General features: G+C 60.8%; 22 protein-coding genes and 1 pseudogene. 7 read left to right on the top strand and 16 right to left on the bottom strand.

The genetic code is table 11. The features are described from left to right. Nucleotides 1–96: 96 nt before the first annotated feature. Both ACM6I5_RS13845 and ACM6I5_RS13850 read right to left on the bottom strand, forming a co-directional pair. Nucleotides 97–924: a phosphatase PAP2 family protein gene (locus ACM6I5_RS13845; RefSeq protein ID WP_414884076.1), complete on the bottom strand. Its 828-nt coding sequence runs from the start codon at nt 922–924 to the stop codon at nt 97–99. Next, nucleotides 921–1,592 carry a histidine phosphatase family protein gene (locus ACM6I5_RS13850; RefSeq protein ID WP_017336427.1) on the bottom strand — a complete coding sequence of 224 codons (672 nt, stop codon included), beginning with the start codon at nt 1,590–1,592 and terminating at the stop codon, nt 921–923. The genes ACM6I5_RS13845 and ACM6I5_RS13850 overlap by 4 nt, the downstream gene beginning before the upstream one ends. Before the next feature lie 392 nt (nt 1,593–1,984). Here ACM6I5_RS13850 and ACM6I5_RS13855 point away from each other — a divergent pair. After that, nucleotides 1,985–2,863 (top strand): annotated as a pseudogene (locus ACM6I5_RS13855) (methyl-accepting chemotaxis protein); the annotation flags it as partial. 201 nt (nt 2,864–3,064) lie between these two features. After that, entirely contained in the window at nt 3,065–3,769 is a 705-nt protein-coding gene (locus ACM6I5_RS13860; protein ID WP_414884086.1) for a methyl-accepting chemotaxis protein, read from the top strand. A 143-nt stretch (nt 3,770–3,912) separates the two neighbouring features. Here the strand turns inward: ACM6I5_RS13860 and ACM6I5_RS13865 are convergent, their stop codons facing one another. The 8 genes from ACM6I5_RS13865 to ACM6I5_RS13900 all read right to left on the bottom strand — a co-directional run bounded on the left by ACM6I5_RS13865 (nt 3,913) and on the right by ACM6I5_RS13900 (nt 12,658). Further along, nucleotides 3,913–4,281 (bottom strand): glyoxalase superfamily protein, encoded by a 369-nt coding sequence (locus ACM6I5_RS13865; RefSeq protein ID WP_017336425.1) that lies wholly within the window; start codon nt 4,279–4,281, stop codon nt 3,913–3,915. Nucleotides 4,282–4,400: 119 nt separating this feature from the next. Next, nucleotides 4,401–5,858, bottom strand: a complete 1,458-nt coding sequence (locus tag ACM6I5_RS13870) for an N-acyl-D-amino-acid deacylase family protein (protein ID WP_414884077.1) — start codon at nt 5,856–5,858, stop codon at nt 4,401–4,403. A 1-nt stretch (nt 5,859) separates the two neighbouring features. Next, the gene (locus ACM6I5_RS13875) at nt 5,860–6,720 is read right to left on the bottom strand and encodes a MurR/RpiR family transcriptional regulator (RefSeq protein WP_414879324.1); all 861 of its coding nucleotides are present in this window, start codon (nt 6,718–6,720) and stop codon (nt 5,860–5,862) included. A gap of 15 nt (nt 6,721–6,735) precedes the next feature. Continuing rightward, nucleotides 6,736–8,085: a gluconate:H+ symporter gene (locus ACM6I5_RS13880; protein ID WP_052909684.1), complete on the bottom strand. Its 1,350-nt coding sequence runs from the start codon at nt 8,083–8,085 to the stop codon at nt 6,736–6,738. Nucleotides 8,086–8,270: 185 nt separating this feature from the next. Beyond that, nucleotides 8,271–9,716: a SulP family inorganic anion transporter gene (locus tag ACM6I5_RS13885; RefSeq protein WP_414884078.1), complete on the bottom strand. Its 1,446-nt coding sequence runs from the start codon at nt 9,714–9,716 to the stop codon at nt 8,271–8,273. A gap of 202 nt (nt 9,717–9,918) precedes the next feature. Next, nucleotides 9,919–10,812: an NAD-dependent epimerase/dehydratase family protein gene (locus tag ACM6I5_RS13890; RefSeq protein WP_017336421.1), complete on the bottom strand. Its 894-nt coding sequence runs from the start codon at nt 10,810–10,812 to the stop codon at nt 9,919–9,921. Between the two features lie 103 nt (nt 10,813–10,915). Next, on the bottom strand, nt 10,916–11,827 hold the full coding sequence (locus tag ACM6I5_RS13895) for a LysR family transcriptional regulator (protein WP_084323566.1): 912 nt from the start codon (nt 11,825–11,827) through the stop codon (nt 10,916–10,918). A 240-nt stretch (nt 11,828–12,067) separates the two neighbouring features. Continuing rightward, nucleotides 12,068–12,658, bottom strand: a complete 591-nt coding sequence (locus ACM6I5_RS13900; protein ID WP_017336419.1) for an NAD(P)H-dependent oxidoreductase — start codon at nt 12,656–12,658, stop codon at nt 12,068–12,070. 162 nt (nt 12,659–12,820) lie between these two features. On the opposite strand from ACM6I5_RS13900, the gene ACM6I5_RS13905 reads away from it, so the two are divergent. Beyond that, complete coding sequence (locus ACM6I5_RS13905) at nt 12,821–13,135, top strand: putative quinol monooxygenase (protein ID WP_017336418.1); 315 nt, start codon at nt 12,821–12,823, stop codon at nt 13,133–13,135. Here ACM6I5_RS13905 and ACM6I5_RS13910 read toward each other — a convergent pair. Then, a complete protein-coding gene (locus tag ACM6I5_RS13910) occupies nt 13,125–13,889 on the bottom strand; it encodes a sulfite exporter TauE/SafE family protein (protein WP_017336417.1) in 765 nt (254 codons plus the stop codon). The genes ACM6I5_RS13905 and ACM6I5_RS13910 overlap by 11 nt on opposite strands. Before the next feature lie 222 nt (nt 13,890–14,111). Here ACM6I5_RS13910 and ACM6I5_RS13915 point away from each other — a divergent pair, with 222 nt between their 5' ends. From ACM6I5_RS13915 to ACM6I5_RS13925, 3 genes are all read left to right on the top strand, one after another. Then, nucleotides 14,112–14,996 (top strand): LysR substrate-binding domain-containing protein, encoded by an 885-nt coding sequence (locus tag ACM6I5_RS13915; RefSeq protein WP_414884079.1) that lies wholly within the window; start codon nt 14,112–14,114, stop codon nt 14,994–14,996. A 104-nt stretch (nt 14,997–15,100) separates the two neighbouring features. Continuing rightward, nucleotides 15,101–16,504 carry an amino acid permease gene (locus ACM6I5_RS13920; RefSeq protein WP_414884080.1) on the top strand — a complete coding sequence of 468 codons (1,404 nt, stop codon included), beginning with the start codon at nt 15,101–15,103 and terminating at the stop codon, nt 16,502–16,504. A gap of 167 nt (nt 16,505–16,671) precedes the next feature. Next, nucleotides 16,672–17,016, top strand: coding sequence for a cupin domain-containing protein (locus ACM6I5_RS13925; protein WP_414884081.1), 345 nt, complete (start codon nt 16,672–16,674; stop codon nt 17,014–17,016). A gap of 219 nt (nt 17,017–17,235) precedes the next feature. On the opposite strand, the gene mmsB is transcribed toward ACM6I5_RS13925, so the two are convergent. Together mmsB and ACM6I5_RS13935 are read right to left on the bottom strand one after the other, a co-directional pair. Then, the gene (mmsB, locus tag ACM6I5_RS13930) at nt 17,236–18,123 is read right to left on the bottom strand and encodes a 3-hydroxyisobutyrate dehydrogenase (protein ID WP_017336414.1); all 888 of its coding nucleotides are present in this window, start codon (nt 18,121–18,123) and stop codon (nt 17,236–17,238) included. 10 nt (nt 18,124–18,133) lie between these two features. Further along, nucleotides 18,134–19,660: a CoA-acylating methylmalonate-semialdehyde dehydrogenase gene (locus ACM6I5_RS13935; RefSeq protein ID WP_414884082.1), complete on the bottom strand. Its 1,527-nt coding sequence runs from the start codon at nt 19,658–19,660 to the stop codon at nt 18,134–18,136. 162 nt (nt 19,661–19,822) lie between these two features. Here ACM6I5_RS13935 and ACM6I5_RS13940 point away from each other — a divergent pair, with 162 nt between their 5' ends. Continuing rightward, nucleotides 19,823–20,770, top strand: coding sequence for a LysR family transcriptional regulator (locus ACM6I5_RS13940; protein ID WP_017336412.1), 948 nt, complete (start codon nt 19,823–19,825; stop codon nt 20,768–20,770). Here the strand turns inward: ACM6I5_RS13940 and ACM6I5_RS13945 are convergent. Genes ACM6I5_RS13945 through ACM6I5_RS13955 form a run of 3 tightly spaced genes read right to left on the bottom strand, consistent with a single transcriptional unit; the run spans nt 20,767 to nt 23,107 of the window. Continuing rightward, nucleotides 20,767–21,267 carry an OmpA family protein gene (locus ACM6I5_RS13945; protein WP_017336411.1) on the bottom strand — a complete coding sequence of 167 codons (501 nt, stop codon included), beginning with the start codon at nt 21,265–21,267 and terminating at the stop codon, nt 20,767–20,769. The genes ACM6I5_RS13940 and ACM6I5_RS13945 overlap by 4 nt on opposite strands. After that, the gene (locus ACM6I5_RS13950; protein ID WP_414879317.1) at nt 21,267–22,535 is read right to left on the bottom strand and encodes a diguanylate cyclase domain-containing protein; all 1,269 of its coding nucleotides are present in this window, start codon (nt 22,533–22,535) and stop codon (nt 21,267–21,269) included. Before ACM6I5_RS13950 ends, ACM6I5_RS13945 begins: the two co-directional genes overlap by 1 nt. Beyond that, nucleotides 22,532–23,107, bottom strand: a complete 576-nt coding sequence (locus tag ACM6I5_RS13955) for a YfiR family protein (RefSeq protein WP_414879316.1) — start codon at nt 23,105–23,107, stop codon at nt 22,532–22,534. The genes ACM6I5_RS13950 and ACM6I5_RS13955 overlap by 4 nt, the downstream gene beginning before the upstream one ends. Nucleotides 23,108–23,170: the final 63 nt, after the last annotated feature.

Raw genomic sequence — 23,170 nt, forward strand, 5'->3', positions numbered from 1 at the left:
TTTCTTCACCCCAACACACCTCGCCAACCGGTACATTGCCCTCGCTCATTCAAGAAACTACGGTTTGCCCGCCCTCCCGCGGGCTTTTTTTTGCCTTCAGGAAACACTGGTCGACTGGATTAAAACCAGCGGCTCTTTGTGCTTTTGCAGCACGGGCAACTCCAGGCGCGCTCGCCCATAAAAAGCCAACGCGGTCAGCAAGCACGCCAGCCAGACGAAGATCCCGGCCCAGAGGGTGTGGGACATGTAATGCCAGCCTTGCAGAACCCGAGTCGTGCCGTAGACGAAACCGAGGAACAGCGAGCCGTACATCAGCGCTTTCGAATGGCGCCAGCGGTAACGGCGCGCAACAAAGTACAACGCAAGCATGGTGAACCCGCCCGAAGCATGCCCGCCCGGCCAGCAGCGGCCATCGCCGGCCTCCCTGAACAACTGGAAGTTGCTGTACCACTCCATATGGGCAATTTTTCCGCCGTAGAGGGTCGTTTCAATCGGGCAATACACGCTGGTGTGCGACTTGAGGAAATGAATCACACCGGTGCAAATGGCAAACGCGAACACTACAAACAGAAAGTCCCGACGATGGTCGTGGGCAAATCGCAGCACCGAAGCGGCTTTGCTCCGCACCAGAAAACGGCCAAGGCGCGGATGCTTCTGCGGGTTGGTCAGCGGCCAGACAAACGACAACATCGCGCCGATCAACGCGAGTTCACCGGTCCAGTTCGGAATGATGCGCGCCCACTTGTGGGTGAGCTTTTCAAAGAAGTGAACCTGGTCGAGCGGAAACGTCTGGGTCACCGGATCAAAAAACAGATTGCTGAACGCGATGTCGATTTTCGTCATGTCGAACAACAGGAAAACCATCGCCGCACAGGCCAGCGGAATACCGAAATTGAAGCCGTAAAAGCGTAGGGACTTACTCATTGGGAGGTCACCGTGCGCCAGTCGGAAGCTTCGATGAAACCGAGCATTTGCGGTGTTTGTGGTGTGGCGGCGGAGATAAACAAAGAGGCACCGTAACCGAGGGTGGCAGCCGGTAACTTGAGGTCTTTCTCAATCTGCGCCATGCATTCGCTGTGAGTCACCAGAATCAGATTGCGACCTGCCACTTTGTGCGCCAGCGCGTCGCGCAGCATCGTGCCCTTGCAGCTGATCAGCCAGTCTTCATTGGCGCTCACCTTGTTGAACATATAGCCGGCGGTCTGTGCGGTACGAATCATCGGGCTGTTGTAGATGTCTGCCTTTTCCAGTCCCAACTGTTCGAACTGCGCACCGACACTCACCGCGACACTGCGGGAGCGATCGGTAATGCCGTCATTGCCACTCAGGCACGCGGCTTTGGAGTGATCGCAGCGCTCGACATGACGCACCAGCACAATCAGGTCCCCCTTGGCCCAGCCGCTCAGTAACGCCTGGGCGCCGGCGACATTGCCGTGGGCCAGGTCTGGCACCGCGGCGGGCCGCAACAGCCAGACTGTCAGCGGAATCACCAACAGCACAGAGGCCAGCACTACCGCAGTATTTCGATAGCGGGTCAAACGGCTCAGATCAATCGAGCGCGTTACCCCGAACAGATTCAGTCTCAGTTCCACATCAGGCCGCCTCACCGGCATGCATCCCTTGATTCGATGCCGAGAGGGTAGGGAGCCTGGCGTCCGCTAGGGGTGAAACCGATGTGAAAAAAAGCTTAATTCACCCTCAAAAACCTTGTTACACATCGCTCCAACAAAATCCTTTCAGCTCTCGTGCTTGCTGCCGATACAGACCTGCTACATATCCTTGGCTACCAAAAACAACAATCTTCCAGCCAACCGACGACCAAAAAGCGCAACGTTCCTGGAGGAATTTGATGAATAGCTGGTTCGGCAACATCAGCGTGAACATGAAACTGGGCCTGGGGTTTGGCCTGGTCCTGGCACTGACCTGCATCCTCGCCCTCACCGGCTGGACAAGCCTGGGCGGCTTGATTGACCGCAGCAACTGGATGAGCGACATCACCCAGCTCAATGCCGGCCTGACCAAACTGCGTGTGGTTCGCCTGCAATACATGCTGACCAACGGCGATGAAACCGCCGCACAGAATGTACAGACCACCCTGGATGCATTTGCCGCTCAGCAACAAGCGCTGCTGGTGAAATTCAAGAGCCCGGAAAACATCAAGCTGCTCAAAGAGCAAGGCACGCAGATTGAGGCGTACAAAACGTCCCTGAACAAAATGCGCAGCGCCTACCGCACCGGCAACAGCGCACGCGACGCCATGGGCGCCAATGCGGAAAACGCGTACTCGCTGATCAACGCCATCAACACCCACGTACAGCAAATGCCACTGAGCGATCAGCGCTTCGAACAATTCCAGGCCATCACCGCCGCCAAGGAAGCGTTCATGCTGGCCCGCTACGAAGTGCGCGGCTACACCGCGACCACCAACGCCGAGACCGAGCAGAAAGCCGTCGGCCAACTGGACGCGGCCATCGCCAGCCTGAAACAACTGAATGTGCATTTCGCCGACTCTCAGCAGGACGCCCTGCGTCAACTGGAAACCGCGCTGCACAATTACCGCAGCGCTTTGCAGGCCTATAAGACCGCGAGCGTCGATGCGGTGCAGGCACGCAAGGAGATGACCGACCAGGGCGGCGCCATCGTGAGCCTCAGCGAGCAGCTGTATCAGATCCAGCTCGACCGTCGTGACGCCGAAAGCGCACAGGCCCGCACCCTGCAACTGATCAGTACCTTGCTGGCGTTGCTGGTGGGCGTCATTGCCGCCGTGATCATCACCCGTCAGATCACCGGCCCGCTGCGCGACACGCTGGCCGTGGTTGAACGCATCGCCAGCGGCGACCTGTCTCAGGACGTCAAGGTCACTCGCCGCGATGAACTCGGTGTGTTGCAGCAAGGCATCGCACGCATGGGCGTGACCCTGCGCGACTTGATCAGCGGCATCCGCGACGGCGTGACCCAGATCGCCAGCGCTGCCGAAGAACTGTCGGCCGTGACCGGGCAGACCAGCGCCGGCGTGAACAGCCAGAAGATCGAGACCGATCAGGTGGCCACCGCCATGCACGAAATGACGGCCACCGTGCAGGAAGTCGCACGCAACGCCGAAGAAGCCTCGCAAGCCGCAGCCGCTGCCGACGGCGAAGCCCGCGAAGGCGACAAGGTGGTCAACGAAGCCATCGCCCAGATCGAACGCCTGGCCAGCGAAGTGGCGCGTTCCACCGAAGCCATGAGCGTGTTGCAACAGGAAAGCGACAAGATCGGCAGCGTCATGGACGTGATCAAGGCCGTCGCCGAGCAGACCAACCTGCTGGCGCTCAACGCTGCCATCGAAGCCGCCCGTGCCGGTGAAGCCGGTCGTGGTTTTGCGGTGGTGGCCGACGAGGTTCGTGGCCTGGCCCAGCGCACGCAGAAATCCACCGAGGAAATCGAAGGCCTGGTGGCGGGTCTGCAAAACGGCACGCAACAAGTGTCGACGGTGATGAACAACAGCCGCGCCCTCACCGACAGCAGCGTCGCCCTGACCCGCAAGGCCGGTGTGTCACTGGAAAACATCACCCGCACAGTGTCCAACATCCAGTCGATGAACCAGCAGATCGCCGCGGCTGCCGAACAGCAAAGCGCCGTGGCCGAAGAGATCAGCCGCAGCATCATCAATGTGCGCGACGTGTCCGAACAGACCGCCGCGGCCAGCGACGAAACGGCCAAGTCCAGTGTTGAACTGGCACGGTTGGGTAATCAGTTGCAGATGATGGTCAGCCATTTCCGCGTCTGACATTCAGTCAGCATTGAATCACTGACCCCATCGCGGGCAAGCCCGCGATGGCTTTCGACAAGCAACAGATAATTCGGATCCGCCCGGCCTGGTATTCACCGCTCTATCTGGCGCCAAGGCAGATCTGACTCGACCCCGCCGCGTTACACACTGATCGCATTGGTAAACACCAACCGATTGCCGAACGGGTCGGCGATGGTCATGTCCTGGCTGCCCCACGGCATGGCCTGGATCTGTGGGTGCGAAAACTTGTATTCCTTGGCGAGTAATTGCTGCTGGAACGCTTCCAGTTCATCGGTCTCGATGCGCAGCGCCGAACCCGGTGTGCTGTCGCCGTGGTGCTCGGACAAATGCAGCACGCATTCGCCACGGGACACTTGCAGGTACAACGGAAAATCCGACTCGAAACGATGCTGCCAGTCGATCTTGAAACCGAGGAAGTCGACGTAGAACTCCACGGCTTTGTTTTCGTCGAAAATCCGCAGGATCGGGGTGGTTTTGCCGCAGCTCATAAAGTTGCTCCCAGACTGGAAAGGCCCAGAGTGTAGCCGGGCTAGTGTCAGCGCTTCGGCTTGGCGAGGGCTTTCTTTAATTGCAATGTGCCACCACTGTGACGCAGCACTCGAAATGCTTACTGAAACCCGTCACGCAAATCCCCTTCCCGCGCCAGAAACCGCCCTTCCCTTCTGCCGTTTGCCTGCCCTTCGCTGTAACTCAACACCCCGTTGACCCACACGCCGTCGATGCCTTCTGCCGCGCGTTGCGGGTCACTGAAATCGGCGACATCGCGAATGGTTGCAGGATTGAACAACACCAGGTCCGCCCAATGCCCTTCACGGATTTCGCCGCGCTGTTTCAAGCCGAATCGCGCCGCGGACAATCCGGTCATTTTGTGCACCGCCGTGTGCAGCGGAAACAGCCCGACATCGCGACTGAAATGTCCGAGCACGCGAGGGAATGCGCCCCACAGCCGCGGATGCGGAAACGGGTCTTCCGGCAGTCCGTCAGAGCCGACCATCGACAGCGGATGCGCGAGGATTCTTCGCACATCGTTCTCGTCCATTCCGTAATACACCGCGCCGGCCGGTTGCAGTCGGCGAGCAGCTTCGAGTAATGGCACGCTCCATTCCGCAGCAATGTCCAGCAGGTCGCGACCGCCCAATTCCGGGTGTGGTGTGGACCAGGTGATGGTGATGCGATGGGCGTCGGTGACTTGCTTGAGGTCCAGGGTCGAAGAGCTCGCCGCGTAGGGATAACAATCGCAGCCCACCGGGTGGGTTTTCGCCGCTTCTTCAAGCGATGCCAACAGTTGCGGACTCCGCCCCCAGTTACCAGCGCCGGCACATTTGAGGTGGGAAATGATCACCGGTGACTTCGCATGGCGACCGATCTTGAACGCCTCGTCCATGGCTTCCAGCACCGGCTCGAATTCGCTGCGCAAATGGGTGGTGTACACCGCACCGAACGCGGTCAGTTCTTCGGTCAGTTGCATCACTTCATCGGTGGAGGCCGAGAAGGCGCTGGCGTAGGCCAGGCCTGTGGATAAGCCCAAAGCGCCCGCTTCAAGGCTTTCGCGCAGTTGCTCACGCATCGCACTGACTTCATCCGGCGTGGCGGTGCGGAACAGGTCGTCGAGGTGATTGCTGCGCAACGCGGTGTGGCCCACCAGTGCGGCGACGTTCAATGTGGTGTTCGCCGCCTCGACCGCCGTGCGGTAGTCGCGGAAGGTCGGATAAACGAAGGCCGCCGAGGTCCCGAGCAAGTTCATCGGGTCGGGTGGATCACCTTTCAAACTTACCGGCGAAGCGCTGATCCCGCAGTTGCCCACAATGACGGTGGTCACGCCCTGGCTGAGCTTGGGCAGCATCTGCGGCTGGCGGATCACCACCGTGTCGTCGTGGGTGTGCACATCGATGAAACCTGGCGCCAGCACCCTCCCTGCCGCGTCGATTTCTTCAGTGGCTGTGGCGTCGTGCAAGTCGCCGATGCGCTCGACGCGGCCATTCAGAATCGCCAGGTCGGCGGGGTAACCGGGGGCGTTGCTGCCGTCGATGATCAGAGCGTTGCGAATCAGCGTGTCGTACTTCATGTCAGTCTCCCAGCGGCAAGTGATCGTCGCCGCCGCGGTAATCGTCCAGGGCAAGTTTGATCCGCCGCAGACGCTCTTGATTGTCTTCAGGATTGGCCAGCGCCAGTTCGGTGGCAAGCACGTCGATGGCCAGCAGCATGCCGTAGCGCGCCGCGGTGGGTTTGTAGATGAACGAGGTTTCGACGCCCTGCAGCGGTAGCAGCACATCGGCCAATTGCGCCAGCGGCGAGTCGGCCCGGGTGATGGCGACAATCCGTGCGCCGTAGTTGCGCGCCAGCGCGACGGCTTCGAGCAATTCTGGAGTGATGCCGGTCAGCGAACACACAATAACCGCGTGTTCCGCGCCCAGGCTGGCCGCAGTGACGCGCATCATCACCGGGTCGTGGCACGCCGAAATCGGGTAACCGAACCGCACCAGCCGCACTTGCAGTTCATCGCTGCACAAGGTCGAGCAACCGCCCATGCCGAAGGCGTGAATCATCCGCGCCTTGCCCAGCAGTTTGACTGCATCAGCAAAACGCGACTCGTCGAACGCCGCCAGATGCTGGCGCAAAGTGGACTCGATATCGCCGACGATCTGCCCGTAGAACGCCGACTGATCGGGCGTGCCCGCCGGGTCGAGAAAACGGCTGCCGACGCCGCTGGCCTGAGCCAGTTGCAGGCGCAGGTCGCGCAAGTCGCGGCAACCCACGGTGCGGGCGAAACGCGACAGCGTGGCGGTGCTGACTTCCGCTTTCAGCGCCAGCTCATCGAGGCTGGCGGCAGAGGCAAACCCTACGTCGTCGAGCATCAGCCGGGCGATGCGTCCTTCGCCGGCGCTGAAGGAATCCTGACGGGCGCGGATCTGATAGAGGATGTCCATGGCAGGCGGCTCCGGTTAAATCAGGTAAGAAAGACCTACGGTCAACGCAAAGGCGACCACTGAAATGATGGTCTCCAGCACGGTCCAGGTCTTGAAGGTCTGGGCGACGCTCATGTTGAAGTATTCCTTGATCAACCAGAAGCCGCCGTCGTTGACGTGGGAAAAGATCACCGACCCCGCGCCCGTCGCCAGCACCAGCAACTCCGGATGCGGATAACCCAGCCCAATGGCCACCGGCGCGACGATCCCCGAGGCGGTGGTCATGGCCACGGTGGCAGAGCCAGTGGCAATGCGCATCAGCGCGGCGAACAGCCAGCCCATCAGCAGCGGCGACAGGTGAAATTCATGGGCCAGGCTGACGATCTGATCGGTCACCCCGGCGTCCACCAGAATCCGGTTCAACCCGCCGCCAGCGCCGACCAGCAGGGTGATGCTGGCGGTCGGCGCCAGGCATTCGTTGGTGAACTTGAGGATCGATTCGCGGTTGAAGCCCTGGGCGATGCCGAGGGTCCAGAAGCTCAGCAAGGTTGCCAGCAACAAGGCGATCACCGAGTTGCCGATGAACAGCAGAAACTGGTTGAAGCCGCTGCCCGGCGTGGAAATCAGGTTGGCCCAGCCGCCGATCAGCATCAGCACCACCGGCAGCAGAATGGTCGCCATGGTGATGCCGAAACCCGGCAGGCTGTCGCGTGGTTCGCGTTCGAGGAACTGCCGCTCCAGCGGGTTTTCCGCCGGCAATTGAATGCGCGGCACGATGAACCTGGCGTACAGCGGACCGGCGATGATCGCGGTCGGAATGCCGATCAGAATCGCGTACATCAAAGTCTGCCCGACCGACGCCCCATACACCTGCACCGCCAGCATCGCCGCCGGGTGCGGCGGCACCAGGGCATGCACCACCGAGAGCCCGGCCACCATCGGCAAACCGACCATCAGGATCGACACGCCAACGCGACGCGCCACGGTAAAGGCGATCGGCACCAGCAACACAAAACCGACCTCGAAGAACAACGGCAGCCCGACCAGGAACGCGATGCAGACCATCGCCCAGTGCGCGTTCTTCTCGCCGAAACGGTCGATCAAGGTGCGCGCCACCTGCTCGGCACCGCCGGACTCGGCCATCATCTTGCCGAGCATCGTGCCCAGCGCCACCACCAGCGCGATATGCCCCAGGGTCTTGCCGACGCCGGCCTCGTACGCACCGACCACCCCGGACGGCGGCATGCCGGCCAGCAGCGCGAGGCCGATGGACACCAGGGTGATGACGATGAAGGGATTAAGCCGGTAACGGGCGATCAGAACGATCAGGGCAATGATGGCGATGGCGGCATACACCAGCAGCCAATAGCCGAAGGACAGGGTCATGCGGTACTCCTCGAAAGGGTCACGTCGAACGTTTTGTGAAACTCTTAAAACATTTCGAAGCGTGAAACTCAAACGAGGTGAAAGTAATTTTCGTAAAGGGGTAAGGGTTGTCGCGCAGAGGCATGCGAGGTCGGCGGATATGAAAATCGGGCAGGCGGATTTTCATCGCGCCTGCCCGATGTTACTCAGTCGTGACTCACCCGCGCACGCTTGAGCAACTTCTTGCAACGCTCGGACAGGTGCAGCACGCGCAGGTGCTTGCCGGCCTTGGCGTAGCGTTCGCGCAGGGTCTTGAGCGCCGCGATGGCTGAGTAATCGACGAAGCTCAGGTGACGGCAGTCGATCGTCACCACGGACGGGTCATTGGCCGGGTCGAACTGATTGAGAAAAGGCGTCGTCGAGGCGAAGAACAGCGTGCCATGCAGCAAGTAAAGCTTGCTGCCGTCAGCTTCGAGGTGACTGTCGGCATACAGTTCGCGAGCCTGCTGCCAGGCGAAGTTGAGCGCGGCAATGATGATCCCGCACAGCACGGCGGTCGCCAGATCGGTGAACACGGTAATGACCGTCACCGCGACGATCACCAGCACGTCATTCAACGGCACCTTGTTCGCGACCCGCAGCGAAGCCCAGGCGAAGGTTTGCTGCGACACCACGAACATCACCCCGACCAGTGCCGCCAGCGGGATGCGCTCGATCAAGGGTGATAAAAACAGGATGAACAGCAGAATCAGCACACCGGACACCACGCCGGACAGCCGGCCACGACCTCCGGAACTGAGGTTGATCACGGTCTGGCCGATCATCGCGCAGCCACCCATGCCGCCAAACACACCGGACACCATGTTGGCCGCGCCCAGCGCCACGCACTCGCGATCCGGAAAGCCACGGCTTTCGGTGATTTCATCGGTGAGGTTCAGGGTCAGCAGGGTTTCCAGCAGACCGACCAGCGCCATCAGGATCGCGTAAGGCGCGATGATGCGCAGGGTGTCCAGCGTCCATGGAATGTCCGGCCAGGCAAACGTCGGCAAGCCGCCGGCGATGTGTGCCATGTCGCCGAGCGTGCGGGTCGGCAGGCCGAGCAGATAAACCGCCAGCCCCACGCCAAGAATCGCCACCAATGCCGGTGGCACCGCACGCGTCAGACGCGGCAGCAGATAGACAATCGCCATCGTCAGCGCCACCAGCCCCGTCATCACATACAACGGCGTGCCGCTGAGCCAGGCGTCACCGCTCTTGAAGTGTTCGAGTTGCGCCAACGCAATGATGATCGCCAGGCCGTTGACGAAGCCGAGCATCACCGGGTGCGGCACCATGCGTACCAGCTTGCCGAGTTTCAGCAACCCGAACGCCAGCATGATCAGGCCACCCAGCAACACCGTCGCGAGTAAATATTGCACACCGTGCTGCACCACCAACGCGACGATCACTACGGCCATCGAACCGGCCGCGCCCGACACCATGCCCGGCCGGCCGCCGAACAGCGCAGTCAGGGTGCAAATGATGAACGCTCCATAAAGCCCCATCAGCGGGTTGAGGTGGGCCACCAGCGCGAAGGCGATGCATTCGGGAAGCAGGGCAAATGAGGTGGTGAGCCCGGCCAGGAGATCGGCGCGCAGACGTTTTGCTTTCATGGGAACAGAACACAGCAGGGATAGAGGGGGCGGATGTTACGGAATTGAGCCTGGCCCGGCCAGTTGCCGTGCGGCTGAAAAAGCAATCGCGGGCAAGCCACGCTCCGCCAGAATTTGCGTCGTTCACCCAATGTGTGAACGACGCAAATCCTGGCGGAGCGTGGCTTGCCCGCAATGAACGATGACGCGGTCTACAGCGAACTCAAACCATCTCGTCCCGAATCCACTCAACCACAGACGTCCGCTGCGGCGCCCAACCCAGCAGTTCCCGCGCATGCTTGCCGCGCACACGGCTGTTGGAACCCAAACCATAGTTGGCCATTTCATAACCCCACTCGGCCTCGGCATCCTTCAGTGGCCAGTCTTGTGGCTCACCCAGCTTCAACGCTTCGGCAATCGCCGTGGTCATGTCGATGAACGACGCTTCACCGCTTTCAACGAAGTAGAACGTGCCCGGTACGTTTTTGGTCAGCGCCAGCAGGTACAGGGAAACAACGTCTTCGATGTGCACGTTGGACCAGATGTTCTGGCCCGTGCCGACATGACGAACCACGCCACTTTTGCGCGCCTGTTTCAGCAGGCGCGGCAGCTGCACGCTGTCACGCTTGACGCCCAGGCTGTGGCCGTAGATCAGGGTGTTGCAGATCACGGCCGAGTTCACGCCGTCTTTCGCTGCGGCGAGGATCAGGTTGTCGATGGCCACGCGTGCAGCCTTGTCGACGGTCGGCTCCGGCAAGCTGTCTTCGTCATAGATGACGTCGCTGGATTTACCGCCCGACGCATCGCCGACGATGCTCGAACCGCTGGTGTGCAGGAACACTTTGTTGGAACCGCGCAAGGCATTGAGCAACGCTTCCACCGCGCCGCGATGATCGCTGCTGGCGGCGTTGATCACGGCGTCGGCAGCGCGGGCCTGTTCAGCCAGTAGTGCGCTGTCGTCAAGAGTACCGATGACCGGGGTGATGCCCAAAGCGCGCAATTCATTGGCCTGTTCGGTGCTGCGCACCAGGCCGGTAACTGTGTGGCCAGCGCGGACCAGGCCCGTGGCGATGGAGCCGCCGATAAAACCGGCAGCGCCGGTAACGAATACGTTCATGGAGAAACTCCCTGCGTGAATAAGTGATGCAACGAGTATCAAGTAGTCATCGCGGACGAAAAATCCCCGTTGACCCAATTCACTCTTGCGCAGGGATCACGAATCAGCCCTTGAAATCCGAGTTCGCGTAGACCGCCAATTTGCCCTGGATGAAGTCCAGGAAGCATTGAATCCGCAAGGCCAGTTGCGAGTTGCGGTAGTACACCGCGTTGATCGGTTGGCGATAGCCGCTGTTGAAATCCGCCAGCAGCACCTTCAGGCGCCCGGCGCGGATGTCGTCGATGGTCATGAAATGCGAGAGGCTGGCAATGCCCTGGCCCTCCAGCGCCAGGTGCCTGATCGTCTCGCCGCTGGACGCGCTGATCGACGCTTGAATCGGCCAGCGATCGCCATGCACATAACGCAACGGCCATTGGTTGAGCCCTTCGTTATTCGTAAAGCCCAGCAGCGCGTGCCCCGTCAGGTCCTCGACCACCATCGGTGTGCCATGTTGCTCAAGGTAGGCCGGGCTGGCGACGATGTGCAGCGGGCTGCAACCCAGCGAACGGGCGTGCAGGGTCGAGTCGGCCAGGGTGCCGATGCGGATGGCGATGTCGGTACTCTGTTCGAGCAGGTCGATGATCAGGTCGTTGCTGTTGAGCTCCAGCTGAATGTCCGGGTAGAGCCGGCGGAACTCATCGATGTACGGCACGATGGCGTGCAGCATGAACGGCGAGGCGGCGTTGATCCGCAGACGCCCGGACGGGGTTTGCTGGCGTGAGTTGAGGCGCTCTTCGAGTTCGTCCATCTGATCGAGAATCAGCTTGGCGTGCTCGAAGAAATACTTCCCTTCCTCGGTCAGGTCCATGCGTCGCGTGGTGCGGTTGATAAGTGTGGTGTCGAGCTTGGCCTCCAGCCGCGACAGCGTGCGACTGACCGCCGAAGGCGTTTGCCCGACCTGCTCGGCCGCAGCCGAAATCGAACCGCACTCAATCACGCAGACGAAAATCTGCAACTCATCGGATCTGGCTTTCACATGTGTCCCTTATCGATAGTCCGGCGCAAATTCACTGTGCAAAAGAAGCCTGATGTGGCGAGGGAGCTTGCTCCCGCTCGGCGGCGGCGCCGTCGTGAATCAGCCTGCTGGGTCCGCCTGATTCACCGCGTTCGCTGATTTGGGGTCCGCTTCGCGCACCAGCGAGAGCAAGCTCCCTCGCCACAAAAAAGCCCTCGTCACAGTTCAGTGCCTGCTACAGGTATCGATAGTAGCCGAGCCTTAAGCCTTGAGGCCAAACACCTCTTTCAAATGCTGTTCATAACGCGCCACGTCGGCTTCGATGTTCGGGCGCTTCATCACGTCAACGCACAGGAACGTTGGCAAACCTGTCATGCCGATGAACTCGTTGGCCTTGTGGAACGGGAAGTACACCGCGTCCACGCCCTTGGCTTCGAAGAAGTCGGTCGGGTCGTCGAAGGCTTGCTGCGGCGCGTTCCAGGTCAGCGACAACATGTATTGCTTGCCCTGCACCAGACCGCCGCTGCCGTACTTTTGCGAGGCGTCGGAACGGGTGCGACCGTCGCTGGCGTAGAGGCTGCCGTGGCCCTCGGTGAAAACTTCGTCGATGTACTTCTTCACCGTCCACGGCGCGCCCATCCACCAGCCGGGCATCTGATAAATGATCACGTCTGCCCAGAGGAATTTGGCGACTTCTTCGGCGACGTCGTAACCCTCGTCGATGAACGTGGCCTTCACGTCAACGCCGCCGCGATCCAGCACGCTCAACGCGGCTTCATGCAGGGTGGCGTTGTAGCGGCCGTCGGAGTGAGCAAACTTTTTGCCGCCATTGAGCAACAGGACTTTTTTCATGGGAAATCTCGGAAGGGTCAGAAATTGGATGGCGGCAGGTTAATGGCCCGCCTCGCGCGGAATAAGCCCTGAATTCACAAAACTCATTTGACCCATACGCACGAATCAACAGGCGATTGTTGCCATAAACTTGCGCCGATTCTGAACTTGAGGAGATTTTTGATGAGTGAAATGCAAGGCTTCATCCTGCACGCCAAGACCCGCCCGGAAAAATCCGACGCCTTCGAAGCGTTCTTCCGTGGCTATGTAGAAGCGAGCCGCGCCGAGCCCGGCTGCATCGAGTACCACATGCTGCGCGACAAACAGGACCCGACGCTGTTTATCTTCTTCGAGATCTGGCAATCCCAGGCCCACCTCGATGTGCACTCGAACCTGCCGCACATGAAGCAGTTCCTTGAGCAACGCGAGGAATACCTGGAGCGGGATTTCGAGATCCGCGCCATCGAGATGCTCAGCCCGTCGTCCGCTACCCGCTGACCAGCAAGTGGCCGCCAAGTACACCGAGGCCAATGAAAAACACGCGCTTGAACAAGGGGGCGCTGATCCGCTGCCGTAGCCACTGGCCCAGCAACATGCCCAGCACGGCCGGGATCAGTGCCAGCAATGACGCGCTCAGCTCGCCACTGCCCAACGCCCCACGCCACAACAGGCCAGCGGCGAGTGCGAGGGTCGACACCGTGAACGACAGGCCCAGCGCCTGCACCAGTTCATCCTTGCTCAAACCCAGTGCTTGCAGGTACGGCACCGCCGGAATCACGAAGACGCCGGTAGCCGAGGTGATGACGCCGGTCAGCACGCCGCACAGCGGCCCTGACCAGCGTTCGGCCTGGTTGCCGATGCGCAAGGTCGGCAGGAACAACCCGCTCAGCGCGTAGAGCAGCAACGCCGCGCCCAGGCCTCGCACCACCCAATGACCGCCGGCCATGCCGATCCACAACGTACCGGCGCCGGTACCGATGAAGATCGCCAGCAGCATCGGCCACAGCCGTTTGACCAGCCCACGCAAATGCCCGCCGAATGCCAGTTGCCAGACGTTGGTCAGGGTCGCGGGAATGATCAGCAACGCCGCAGCCTGCGACGGCGCCATAGCCAGACCGAGCAGCCCCATGGCGATGGTCGGCAGGCCGAGACCGATGACCCCCTTGATCATGCCGGCCAGCAGGAAGGTCGCAATGACCAGCAGGGAAAGGGCCAGGCCGAGGTTTTGATAAAACGCAGAGAGTGTATTCATGGGCTTATCCTGAGCCCGGAATGGCTGCGTGAAAATCTGCCATACACTGAGGGTGCCTCTTGTTTTTTCAGAGGCTTAAAATTCATTGCTTCCACTGACGCCATCGCGAGCAGGCTCGCTCCCACAGTTAAACGCGTCGTCCGGTCTGACGCGGACAAATGTGGGAGCGAGCCTGCTCGCGATGGCGTCCGTCCAGACAACACATATTCTGAGGTTGCTGTAATGCACTTCGACCTGACCGACCTGCGTCTCTACCTGAACATCCTCGACACCGGCAACATCACCGCCGGCGCCGCTCGCAGCCATTTATCCCTGGCGGCGGCAAGCGCACGAATCCGCGCCATGGAGTCATCGCTGGGAATCGATTTTCTCGAACGCGGTCGGCGCGGCGTCACCCCCACGCCCGCCGGAAAAGCCCTGGCGCAACACGCCCGACGCCTGTTGCAACAGGCCGAACGCATGCAGCAGGACCTGGCCGAATATGCCAACGGCGTCAAAGGCCAGGTGCGCTTGTTGTGCAACACCACAGCGATCACCGAGCACCTGCCGGAAGTGCTGGCAGACTTTCTGTGCCGTCATCCCAACCTCGACATTGACCTGCAGGAGCTGCCCAGCGCCCGTATCACTCACGCCCTGCGCCAGGGCGCTGCAGACCTTGGCATCGTCTCCGACGCCGTGGACACCCACGCCCTCGAGACCCTGCCCTTTCGCGATGATCCGCTGGTGCTGATCATGCCGCCCGACCATCCCCTGGCGAACGGCGTGACACCGAACTTCAGCGACACCCTGCATCACGATTACGTTGGCCTGAGCGCTAACAGTGCACTGGCGGTGTACCTCGAAGAACAGGCGCTGCACGCGGGGATGCGCCTGCAAATCCGCATCCGTGCGGAAGGTTTCGACGGTGTGATGCGCATGGTCGCTCGCGGCGCCGGGCTGGCGATTGTGCCGCTGGCAGCGATCCAGCGCCGGGCCGTCGATCAACCGCTCAAGAGCTTCGCCCTGAAGGAAGACTGGGCACAGCGCAAACTGTTGTTGTGCGCACGTTCATTCACTGGCCTGCCCGGTTATGCGAGAGCCTTGCTCGACGCGTTACGCGCGCCTTGAAAACCAGTGTTTGGCCCAACTGGCACCTGTATGACGAAGGCCGCGCAGAGTAATATCTGCCCCTTCAAATCAGGCCTGGCCACAACAACCAAAAAGGGAACCAGATGGCGGATGAAATCTTGCAACCGGCAACGCTCAAGCGGGGGTTGAAAAATCGACACATTCAACTGATCGCATTGGGCGGCGCCATTGGTACGGGGCTGTTCCTGGGCTCTGCCGGAGTGCTCAAGTCCGCCGGACCGTCGATGATCCTCGGCTACGCGATTGCCGGTTTCATTGCGTTCCTGATCATGCGCCAACTGGGCGAGATGATTGTCGAAGAACCGGTGGCCGGCTCGTTCAGCCACTTCGCTCACAATTACTGGGGCGGCTTTGCCGGTTTCCTGTCCGGCTGGAACTACTGGGTGCTGTATGTGCTGGTGGGCATGGCCGAGCTGACAGCCGTCGGCAAGTACGTGCAGTTCTGGTGGCCGGAGGTGCCGACCTGGGTCAGCGCGGCGGTATTCTTCGTGCTGGTCAACCTGATCAACACCTTGAACGTCAAAGTCTTCGGCGAGATGGAATTCTGGTTCGCGATCATCAAGGTCGTGGCCATCATCGGCATGATCCTCCTCGGCTGCTACATGCTGTTCAGCGGCACCGGCGGCCCGCAAGCATCGGTGAGCAACCTGTGGAGCCACGGCGGTTTCTTCCCCAACGGCACCACCGGACTACTGATGGCGATGGCGTTCATCATGTTCTCCTTCGGCGGCCTGGAACTGGTCGGCATCACCGCCGCTGAAGCCAGCGAGCCAAGAAAGGTCATTCCCAAGGCCATCAACCAGGTGGTTTATCGGGTGTTGATCTTCTACGTCGGCGCACTCACCGTATTGCTGTCGCTGTACCCCTGGGACCAACTGCTACAAACACTGGGCGCTTCGGGCGACGCCTACAGCGGCAGTCCGTTCGTGCAGATTTTTGCCTTGATCGGTAGCGACACCGCCGCGCAAATCCTCAACTTCGTGGTACTCACCGCCGCGCTCTCGGTCTACAACAGCGGCGTCTACTGCAACAGCCGCATGCTCTACGGCCTGGCCGAACAAGGCGATGCCCCCAAGGTGTTGATGAAGCTGAACAAGCAAGGCGTACCGTTGCTGGCACTGGGCGTGTCGGCGCTGATCACCATGCTGGCCGTGCTGGTCAACTACGTTGCTCCGCATGAAGCGCTTGAGTTGCTGTTCGCCCTGGTGGTTGCCTCGCTGATGATCAACTGGGCGCTGATCAGCCTCACGCACCTGAAGTTTCGCAAGGCCATGGTTCAGCGCGGCATCGTGCCAGGCTTCAAGGCCTTCTGGTCGCCGTACACCAATTACCTGTGCCTGGCGTTCATGGCCGTGATCATCGGTGTCATCTGGATGATTCCACCGGTGCGCGCTTCGGTGTACGCCATGCCGGTGTGGGTCTTGGTCATCTTCGGGTGCTACCGGTTGCGCATGGCGCGGCATCGAAACCTGCCACTGGCGCAATAAACACTGATAAAAAAACGCCCCGGCATTCGATGAATACCGGGGCGTTTTTTATGGGACGCGCTCATGAACGAGCGTTTCTGGACACCCCGATGTCGAGCACAGACAACTGATGCCGCAACAAGCCCTATACGGTGCGACTTCAGTTATCCCTCACGCTCGGAGTCATCATGTCCGCACCGATTACCGTTCTTCGCGACACCCATCCCCTGCCGGTCCTCGACGCCTGCAAATGGGAAAAACTCGAAGGCGACCCGCACACCGTCAACCTCAATGCCTACACCAGCGAAGACGGCAGCAAGATCATGGGCACCTGGATCTGCACGCCGGGCAAGTGGTATGTGGAATACGTGAAGTGGGAATACTGCGATTTCCGCGAGGGCTACTGCATCATCACCCCGGAAGGAAAGGAGCCGATCCATCTGCGTGCCGGTGATATTTTCGTCATTGAGCCGGGCATGAAAGGCATGTGGGAAGTGGTTGAAACCGTGCGCAAGTATTTCGTGTTTGCCTGATGCAAAAAAACCGGGAGATCACCCGACGTGATTTCCCGGTAAATGTCGATGCGTACATGCAGTACCTGTGGCGAGGGAGCTTGCTCCCGCTCGGCGGCGAAGCCGTCGTACAGTCAGCCAATGCGCCCTAACCGATACACCGCATTAGCCTGGATCGGGTCCGCTTCGCGAACCAGCGGGAGCAAGCTCCCTCGCCACCAAAGCCCCTCACCAAAGCCCTTATTGGGGTTTGCGATAGCTGTTGATGATCGCCGAGAAGTCCTTGCCACCCTCCCCACGCTGACTCATCGCCTGATACAACTGCTGGGCCACCGCGCCGAGCACCACCGGTTGGTGCGCCTGACGGGCCGCTTCCGTGGCCAGCCCCAGATCCTTGAGCATCAGTTCGGCACCAAAACCACCGGTATAACCACGCGAGGCCGGCGCCGTTTCGACGATGCCCGGCCACGGGTTGTACATCTCAGAACTCCAGCAACGCCCCGTGGAACTGTTGATGATCCCGGCGAGCACCGTGGTGTCGATTCCGAGCGCATCACCCAGCGCCATGGCTTCGCTGACGCCGACCATGGAGATCGCCAGCAGCAGGTTGTTGCAGATCTTGGCGATTTGCCCGGTGCCGACTTCGCCGCAATGGACGATGTTGCGACCCATCTGCGCCAGTACCGGTTGCAGAGTGGCAAACAGTTCGGGGGTGGCGCCGACCATGAAGGTCAGCGTCCCGGCCGCTGCGCCGCCAGTGCCACCAGACACCGGCGCGTCGGCCATCGCCACGCCCTGTTTGGCTGCCGCAGCGGCCACATCACGCGCCGTCTGCGGATCGATGGTGCTGCAATCCACGGCCGGCACACCTTTGGCGATCCCCGCCAGCACGCCGTCTTCACCTAGCCACACACTGCGCACGTGCACAGCGGCGGGCAGCATGGTGATCACCAGTTCTGCACCTTGAGCGGCTTCACGGGCTGTCGCGCTGATGCTGCCGCCCAGTTGTTCCAGCTCGGCCAGAACGGTTTTGTTCAGGTCGACCAGCCGCAGCGAATGGCCGGCCTTGATCAGGTTGCGCGCCATCGGCGCGCCCATGTTGCCGAGACCGATAAAAGCGATTTTCATGTCCGGCTCCTTAACGCAAGTTGATGGTGGTGTTCACACCGTCGTTGACGCTGTCGTCATCGAACCAGCGACTGGTGACTGTCTTGGTCTGAGTGTAGAACTGCACCACTTGCTTGCCATACGGGCCGAGGTCGCCGAGTTTGGAACCGCGCGAACCGGTGAAGCTGAAGAACGGGACCGGCACCGGAATCGGGATGTTGATGCCGACCTGGCCGACATCGATTTCGCTCTGGAATTTGCGCGCCGCCGCACCGCTTTGGGTGAACAGGCCGGTGCCGTTACCGAACGGGTTGGCGTTGACCAGTGCGATGGCCTCGTCGAGCGTGTTGACCTCCAGCACTACCAGCACCGGGCCGAAAATTTCCTGGGTGTAGATCTGCATGTCGGTGGTCACGCCGGAGAACAGGGTCGGGCCGACAAAGTTGCCCTTCTCGAAGCCTGGAACGGTGACGTCGCGACCATCCAGCTCCAGCTTGGCGCCTTCCTTGATGCCGCTCTCGATCAGATCGAGAATCCGCTGTTTGGCTTTTTTCGAGATCACCGGGCCAACGTCAGTGCCCGGCTCGCTGCCGGCATTCACGGTGAGTTTTTGCGCCAGCGCTTTCAGGTCCGGCAACCATTGTTTGGCCGCGCCCACCAGCACCACCACGGACGTGGCCATACAACGTTGGCCCGCTGCGCCGAAACCGGCGCCGACCAGCGCATTCAGTGCTTGTACGCGATTGGCATCTGGCAGAACCACGGCGTGGTTTTTCGCGCCCATCATCGATTGCACGCGCTTTCCATGTTTGCCAGCCAGGTCGTAGACATGAGTACCCACGGCGGTCGAACCGACGAAGGAAACGGCCTTGATATCTTTATGCGTGCAGAGCGTGTCCACCACGTCCTTGCCGCCATGCACCACGTTAAGCACGCCTGCCGGAACGCCGGCCTCGATTGCCAGTTCCACCAGCAGCATGGTCGACATCGGGTCCTGTTCGGACGGCTTGAGCACAAAGGTGTTGCCGCAGGCGATGGCCATCGGGAACATCCACAGCGGGATCATCGCCGGGAAGTTGAACGGGGTGATGCCGGCGCAAACGCCGATGGGCTGACGCAGGGTGTAGGTATCGACGCCGCCCGCGACGTTCTCGGCGAATTCACCCATTTGCAGGCTGCCGATGGAGCAGGCGTGTTCGACCACTTCCAGGCCACGGAAAATGTCGCCTTCAGCGTCGGCAATGGTTTTGCCCTGCTCGTTGCTGAGCACCACGGCGATGCGTTTGGAGTGCTCGCGGATCAACGCCTGGAGCTTGAGCATGATGCGCATGCGCGCGCCGATCGGGGTCAGCTTCCAGGTCTGGAAGGCGCGATGGGCGGCACTGATCGCGGCGTCGACTTCCTGCGCCGTGGCGAACGGAACCTTGGCAAGCACTTGTTGGGTCGCCGGGTTGACGATGTCGTGCCATTCGCTGGTCTGGGACTCGACCCACTCGCCGTCGATCAACAGCTTGACCTTTTGCACAGTGGTTTCGTTTGGCGTGAGCGATGCGTTCATGTTGGTCTCCGGGACATTGTTCTTATTTAGAGAGCTATCTAGGGAGCCAAGGCGAGAAAGTCGCCTTGAGATGAGGCGTGTGTCGCGAATTGGTTATCGGACTGTTTTTGGAGTATAGATGTGCAAACTTCTAATAAGAACGCACATAAAAGCCGGTCCATCATGCAAAAAAACATCACGTCCCTAGGCTCGCTGAACTGGGATGACCTCAAGTTTTTCCTCGAAGTCGCCCGCACCCGCAAGGCCAGCACCGCGGCCAAGCGCCTGGCGGTGGACTACACCACTGTGTCGCGGCGTATCAGTTCGCTGGAAGCGGCGTTGGGCACGCTGCTTTTTGAAAAGTCCCGGACCAGCGGTTTCGTGCTGACGGCTGAAGGTCAGCGATTGCTCGGTTACGCCGAGTCGATCGAAAGCACCCTGCACATGGCCTGCGAGCAAGTATCAGGCTCTGGCGTCGCGCTGTCCGGGCACGTGCGGATGGGCTGCACAGAAGGGTTCGGCAGCTTTTTCATCACCCCGCAACTGAGTCATTTCGTCGACGCCTATCCGGCGATCTCGGTGGACATCCTGCCATTGCCGCACTTCATCAGCCTGTCCAAGCGCGAGGCGGACATCGTCATTGCGCTGGAGCGCCCCGAGCATGGTCCCTATGTCTGCTGCAAACTCTGCGACTACAAGTTGCAGCTGTACGCGACCCAGGACTACCTGGACAAACACCCGCCCATCCGCCGCCCGGCAGACTTGGGCAAGCATTCATTCATCAGTTATGTCGACGACCTGGCGTTCAGCTCGGAGCTGTTGTACCTGGCAAACGTGCTGCCCGGCGCCAGCGCCAATCTGCGCAGCACCAGCGTGATCGCACAGTTCGTGGCGGCGCAGCAGGGGCGGTCACTGGCAATTCTGCCGTGCTTCCTCGCCGCGCAGGATCCGCGTCTGCTGCCGGTGTTGCCGGAAGAGATCAACATCACCCGGCAGTTCTGGATGTACTGCCGCGAGGACCTGCGCAAGCTCAAGCGGATTACCCTGTTGTGGGATTACATCCGGGAGGTGACTGAGCAGAATCAGGGTCTGTTGATGGGTGAGCGACGGGACATGGTGTTCGCCGACTAATCGGCGCTGACCACAATCGACACCCGGCGGTTCTCGGTTCGGCCAGCGGCGGTGTCGTTGGAGGCGACGGGCTGACTGCTGCCGAAGCCACGCAGCTGGATGTTTTGTTCGTTCATGCCCACCGAGGTCAGAACCATGCCAACGCTTTTCGCGCGGCGCACGGATAGCTGTTCGTTATACGATTCTTTACCCGAGGCGTCGGTGTGACCATCGACCCGTACCCGCTCGATTCCGACCCCCAACAGCGCCTTGCCAATGCGCTCGACGATCTCGGTGCTCTGAGCATTGAGTTTTTCGACGTCACTGCCAAACAAGACTTTGCCGGACAGCCCAAACGCCCAGCCCTCGTCGGTCAACTCGAAACCTTGTTGTTTGAGCACCGCGACCTGCGCCGGGGTCAGGCCTTTTTGCGGCGCCGTCTGGCAACCGGCCAATGCCAGCACGGCCATGAACAGGGTCATCGTGAAAAATCGCAGAGGGAGTGAAAACACGGGCATTAGCTCCTGGTTTGAACATCGGCGACAGGGTGCTCCGACCCTGACGTGTGCTGAGCACCCCTGGCGAGGCGCTTGGCTTGGTACATGGCCGCATCGGCAGCATTGAGTAGCGCCCCCGGTGTCGTTCCATGATCAGGGTACACGGCGATGCCGATACTGAGAGAGGTCAGCACCTGGCTGGTCCCCGGCAACGGGATCGGCATTTCCATGCTTTCTAGGATTTTGTCGGCGATACGCTCGGCGTCTTCGGTCATGTGCAGCGGAGTCAGCAGGACGGCAAATTCATCGCCCCCCAGACGCGCCACCAGATCGTCTTCGCGCAGCTGCGCACGAACCCGATTGGCCACGGCCACCAGCACCGCATCGCCGGCGGCGTGACCGAAGTTATCGTTGATCTCCTTGAATCGGTCGCTGTCGAGAAACAGCACCGCCACGCGCTCGTTGAGTTTGTTGGCGTTGCGCAGCGAACGACTCAGCCGGCCTTCGAAAAACGCCCGGTTCGGTAGCCCGGTGAGGCTGTCATGGCTGGCCTGGTGGGCCAGGGTTTCATTTTCGCTTTGCAGGTGGGTCTGCCAGGATTCGAGTTCATCGAGCAAGGCATTGAAGTCGTTGCCCAGGTTGTCGAGTTCGGCAATGGCCGCGGGTGGCACACGCCGGTCGAAGGCACGGTCGCTGCGTGCAGCGTGAGCCACGCAAGCCAGGCTGCGCAGTGGGCCGGTGATCCCGCGAAGTTGTCGGCGTGCGAGATACAGCGCCACCCAGGCGCTGACAGCGGTACACAGAACGATCCCCACCAGTCCGCTGAGCAAAAAACGCATCAGGCTGCCACCGTGACCAATGAGCTGGACACTGCCGATTTCCTGGCCCTGATGGACAATCGGCATGCTGATCGGCTTTTCCAGAAACGCCTTGGCCATCTGCATTTCCAGGTCCGAGAAAAATCCGGTTTCCGGTCGCTGCCAACGGGCCAACAACTTGCCTTGCTCGTCCAGCACCTGGGCATCAGCCACTTCTTCGGTGGACGCGATCAATGCCAGCGCCTCCGTGGCGGCTGCCTTGTCATTGAACACCACCGCCGCTTCCACGGTGTAGTTGATGGAGCGTGCAATCAGGTGCAGGTTGTGGTCGGCGTAAACCCGCAAGGCCAGCACGCCCAGCAACGTCAGCGAAACACTGGCCATGGCCACGCCCACCAGCGCGACGATCAAATGACCGCGACCGATGACGGAGCGCAAGGTCGGACGACTATCCGGTTTGAATAGCGTCATGGTGCCGCCGGCTTGCGGCGGGACAGTTGCAGCACACTGGGGTGGATTCTCACGCCGCTGCGGGCGACGGAATCAAGGTTGACCTCGAAGGACACTTGCTCATCGCCGACTCGCAGGCAGAACAGGCTGCCGACGGTGCATTGGTCGTCGCTTTCGCTGATGCTCAGCACCGGCCGCCCCGCCAGCGAAGCGAAGAGCCGGCTGCGTTCCTCGCTGGTCAGTTTGCCGATGTACACCGCGTCGCACTCACCGACAATCGACGGGCTATCCGCCAGCAACCGACGCACGGTGACAGGACGGCCGGTGGCCTGGGTCGTGCCCTTGACCAGATCGTCGGTGTATTCGGTGGGGCCCACTATGCACAAACGCAGTTGTGCTGGCTCGACAGGCCAACGGGCATAACTGAGGATGCCGAGTACAACCTGCGTAACGGCTTGGGCGCGTTGATCGGCCATGCCGGGGGGCGTTTGCGCTTGCGCGAACACGAGGCCACTGAGCAAACAGAGAACGCCTGCCAGCATGACTCGCTTGCAGGCAACAATGTGCTCTGTCGTCCAGACAGCCACTTTCATGCAGGGATTCCATTCGGTCGTAACGGGATGATGCCGCAACGATAGCATAGCGTCGAAACGCTC

This window comes from Pseudomonas sp. IT-P171, from assembly GCF_949767765.1.
GTDB classification, from domain to species: Bacteria; Pseudomonadota; Gammaproteobacteria; order Pseudomonadales; family Pseudomonadaceae; genus Aquipseudomonas; species Aquipseudomonas fluorescens_B.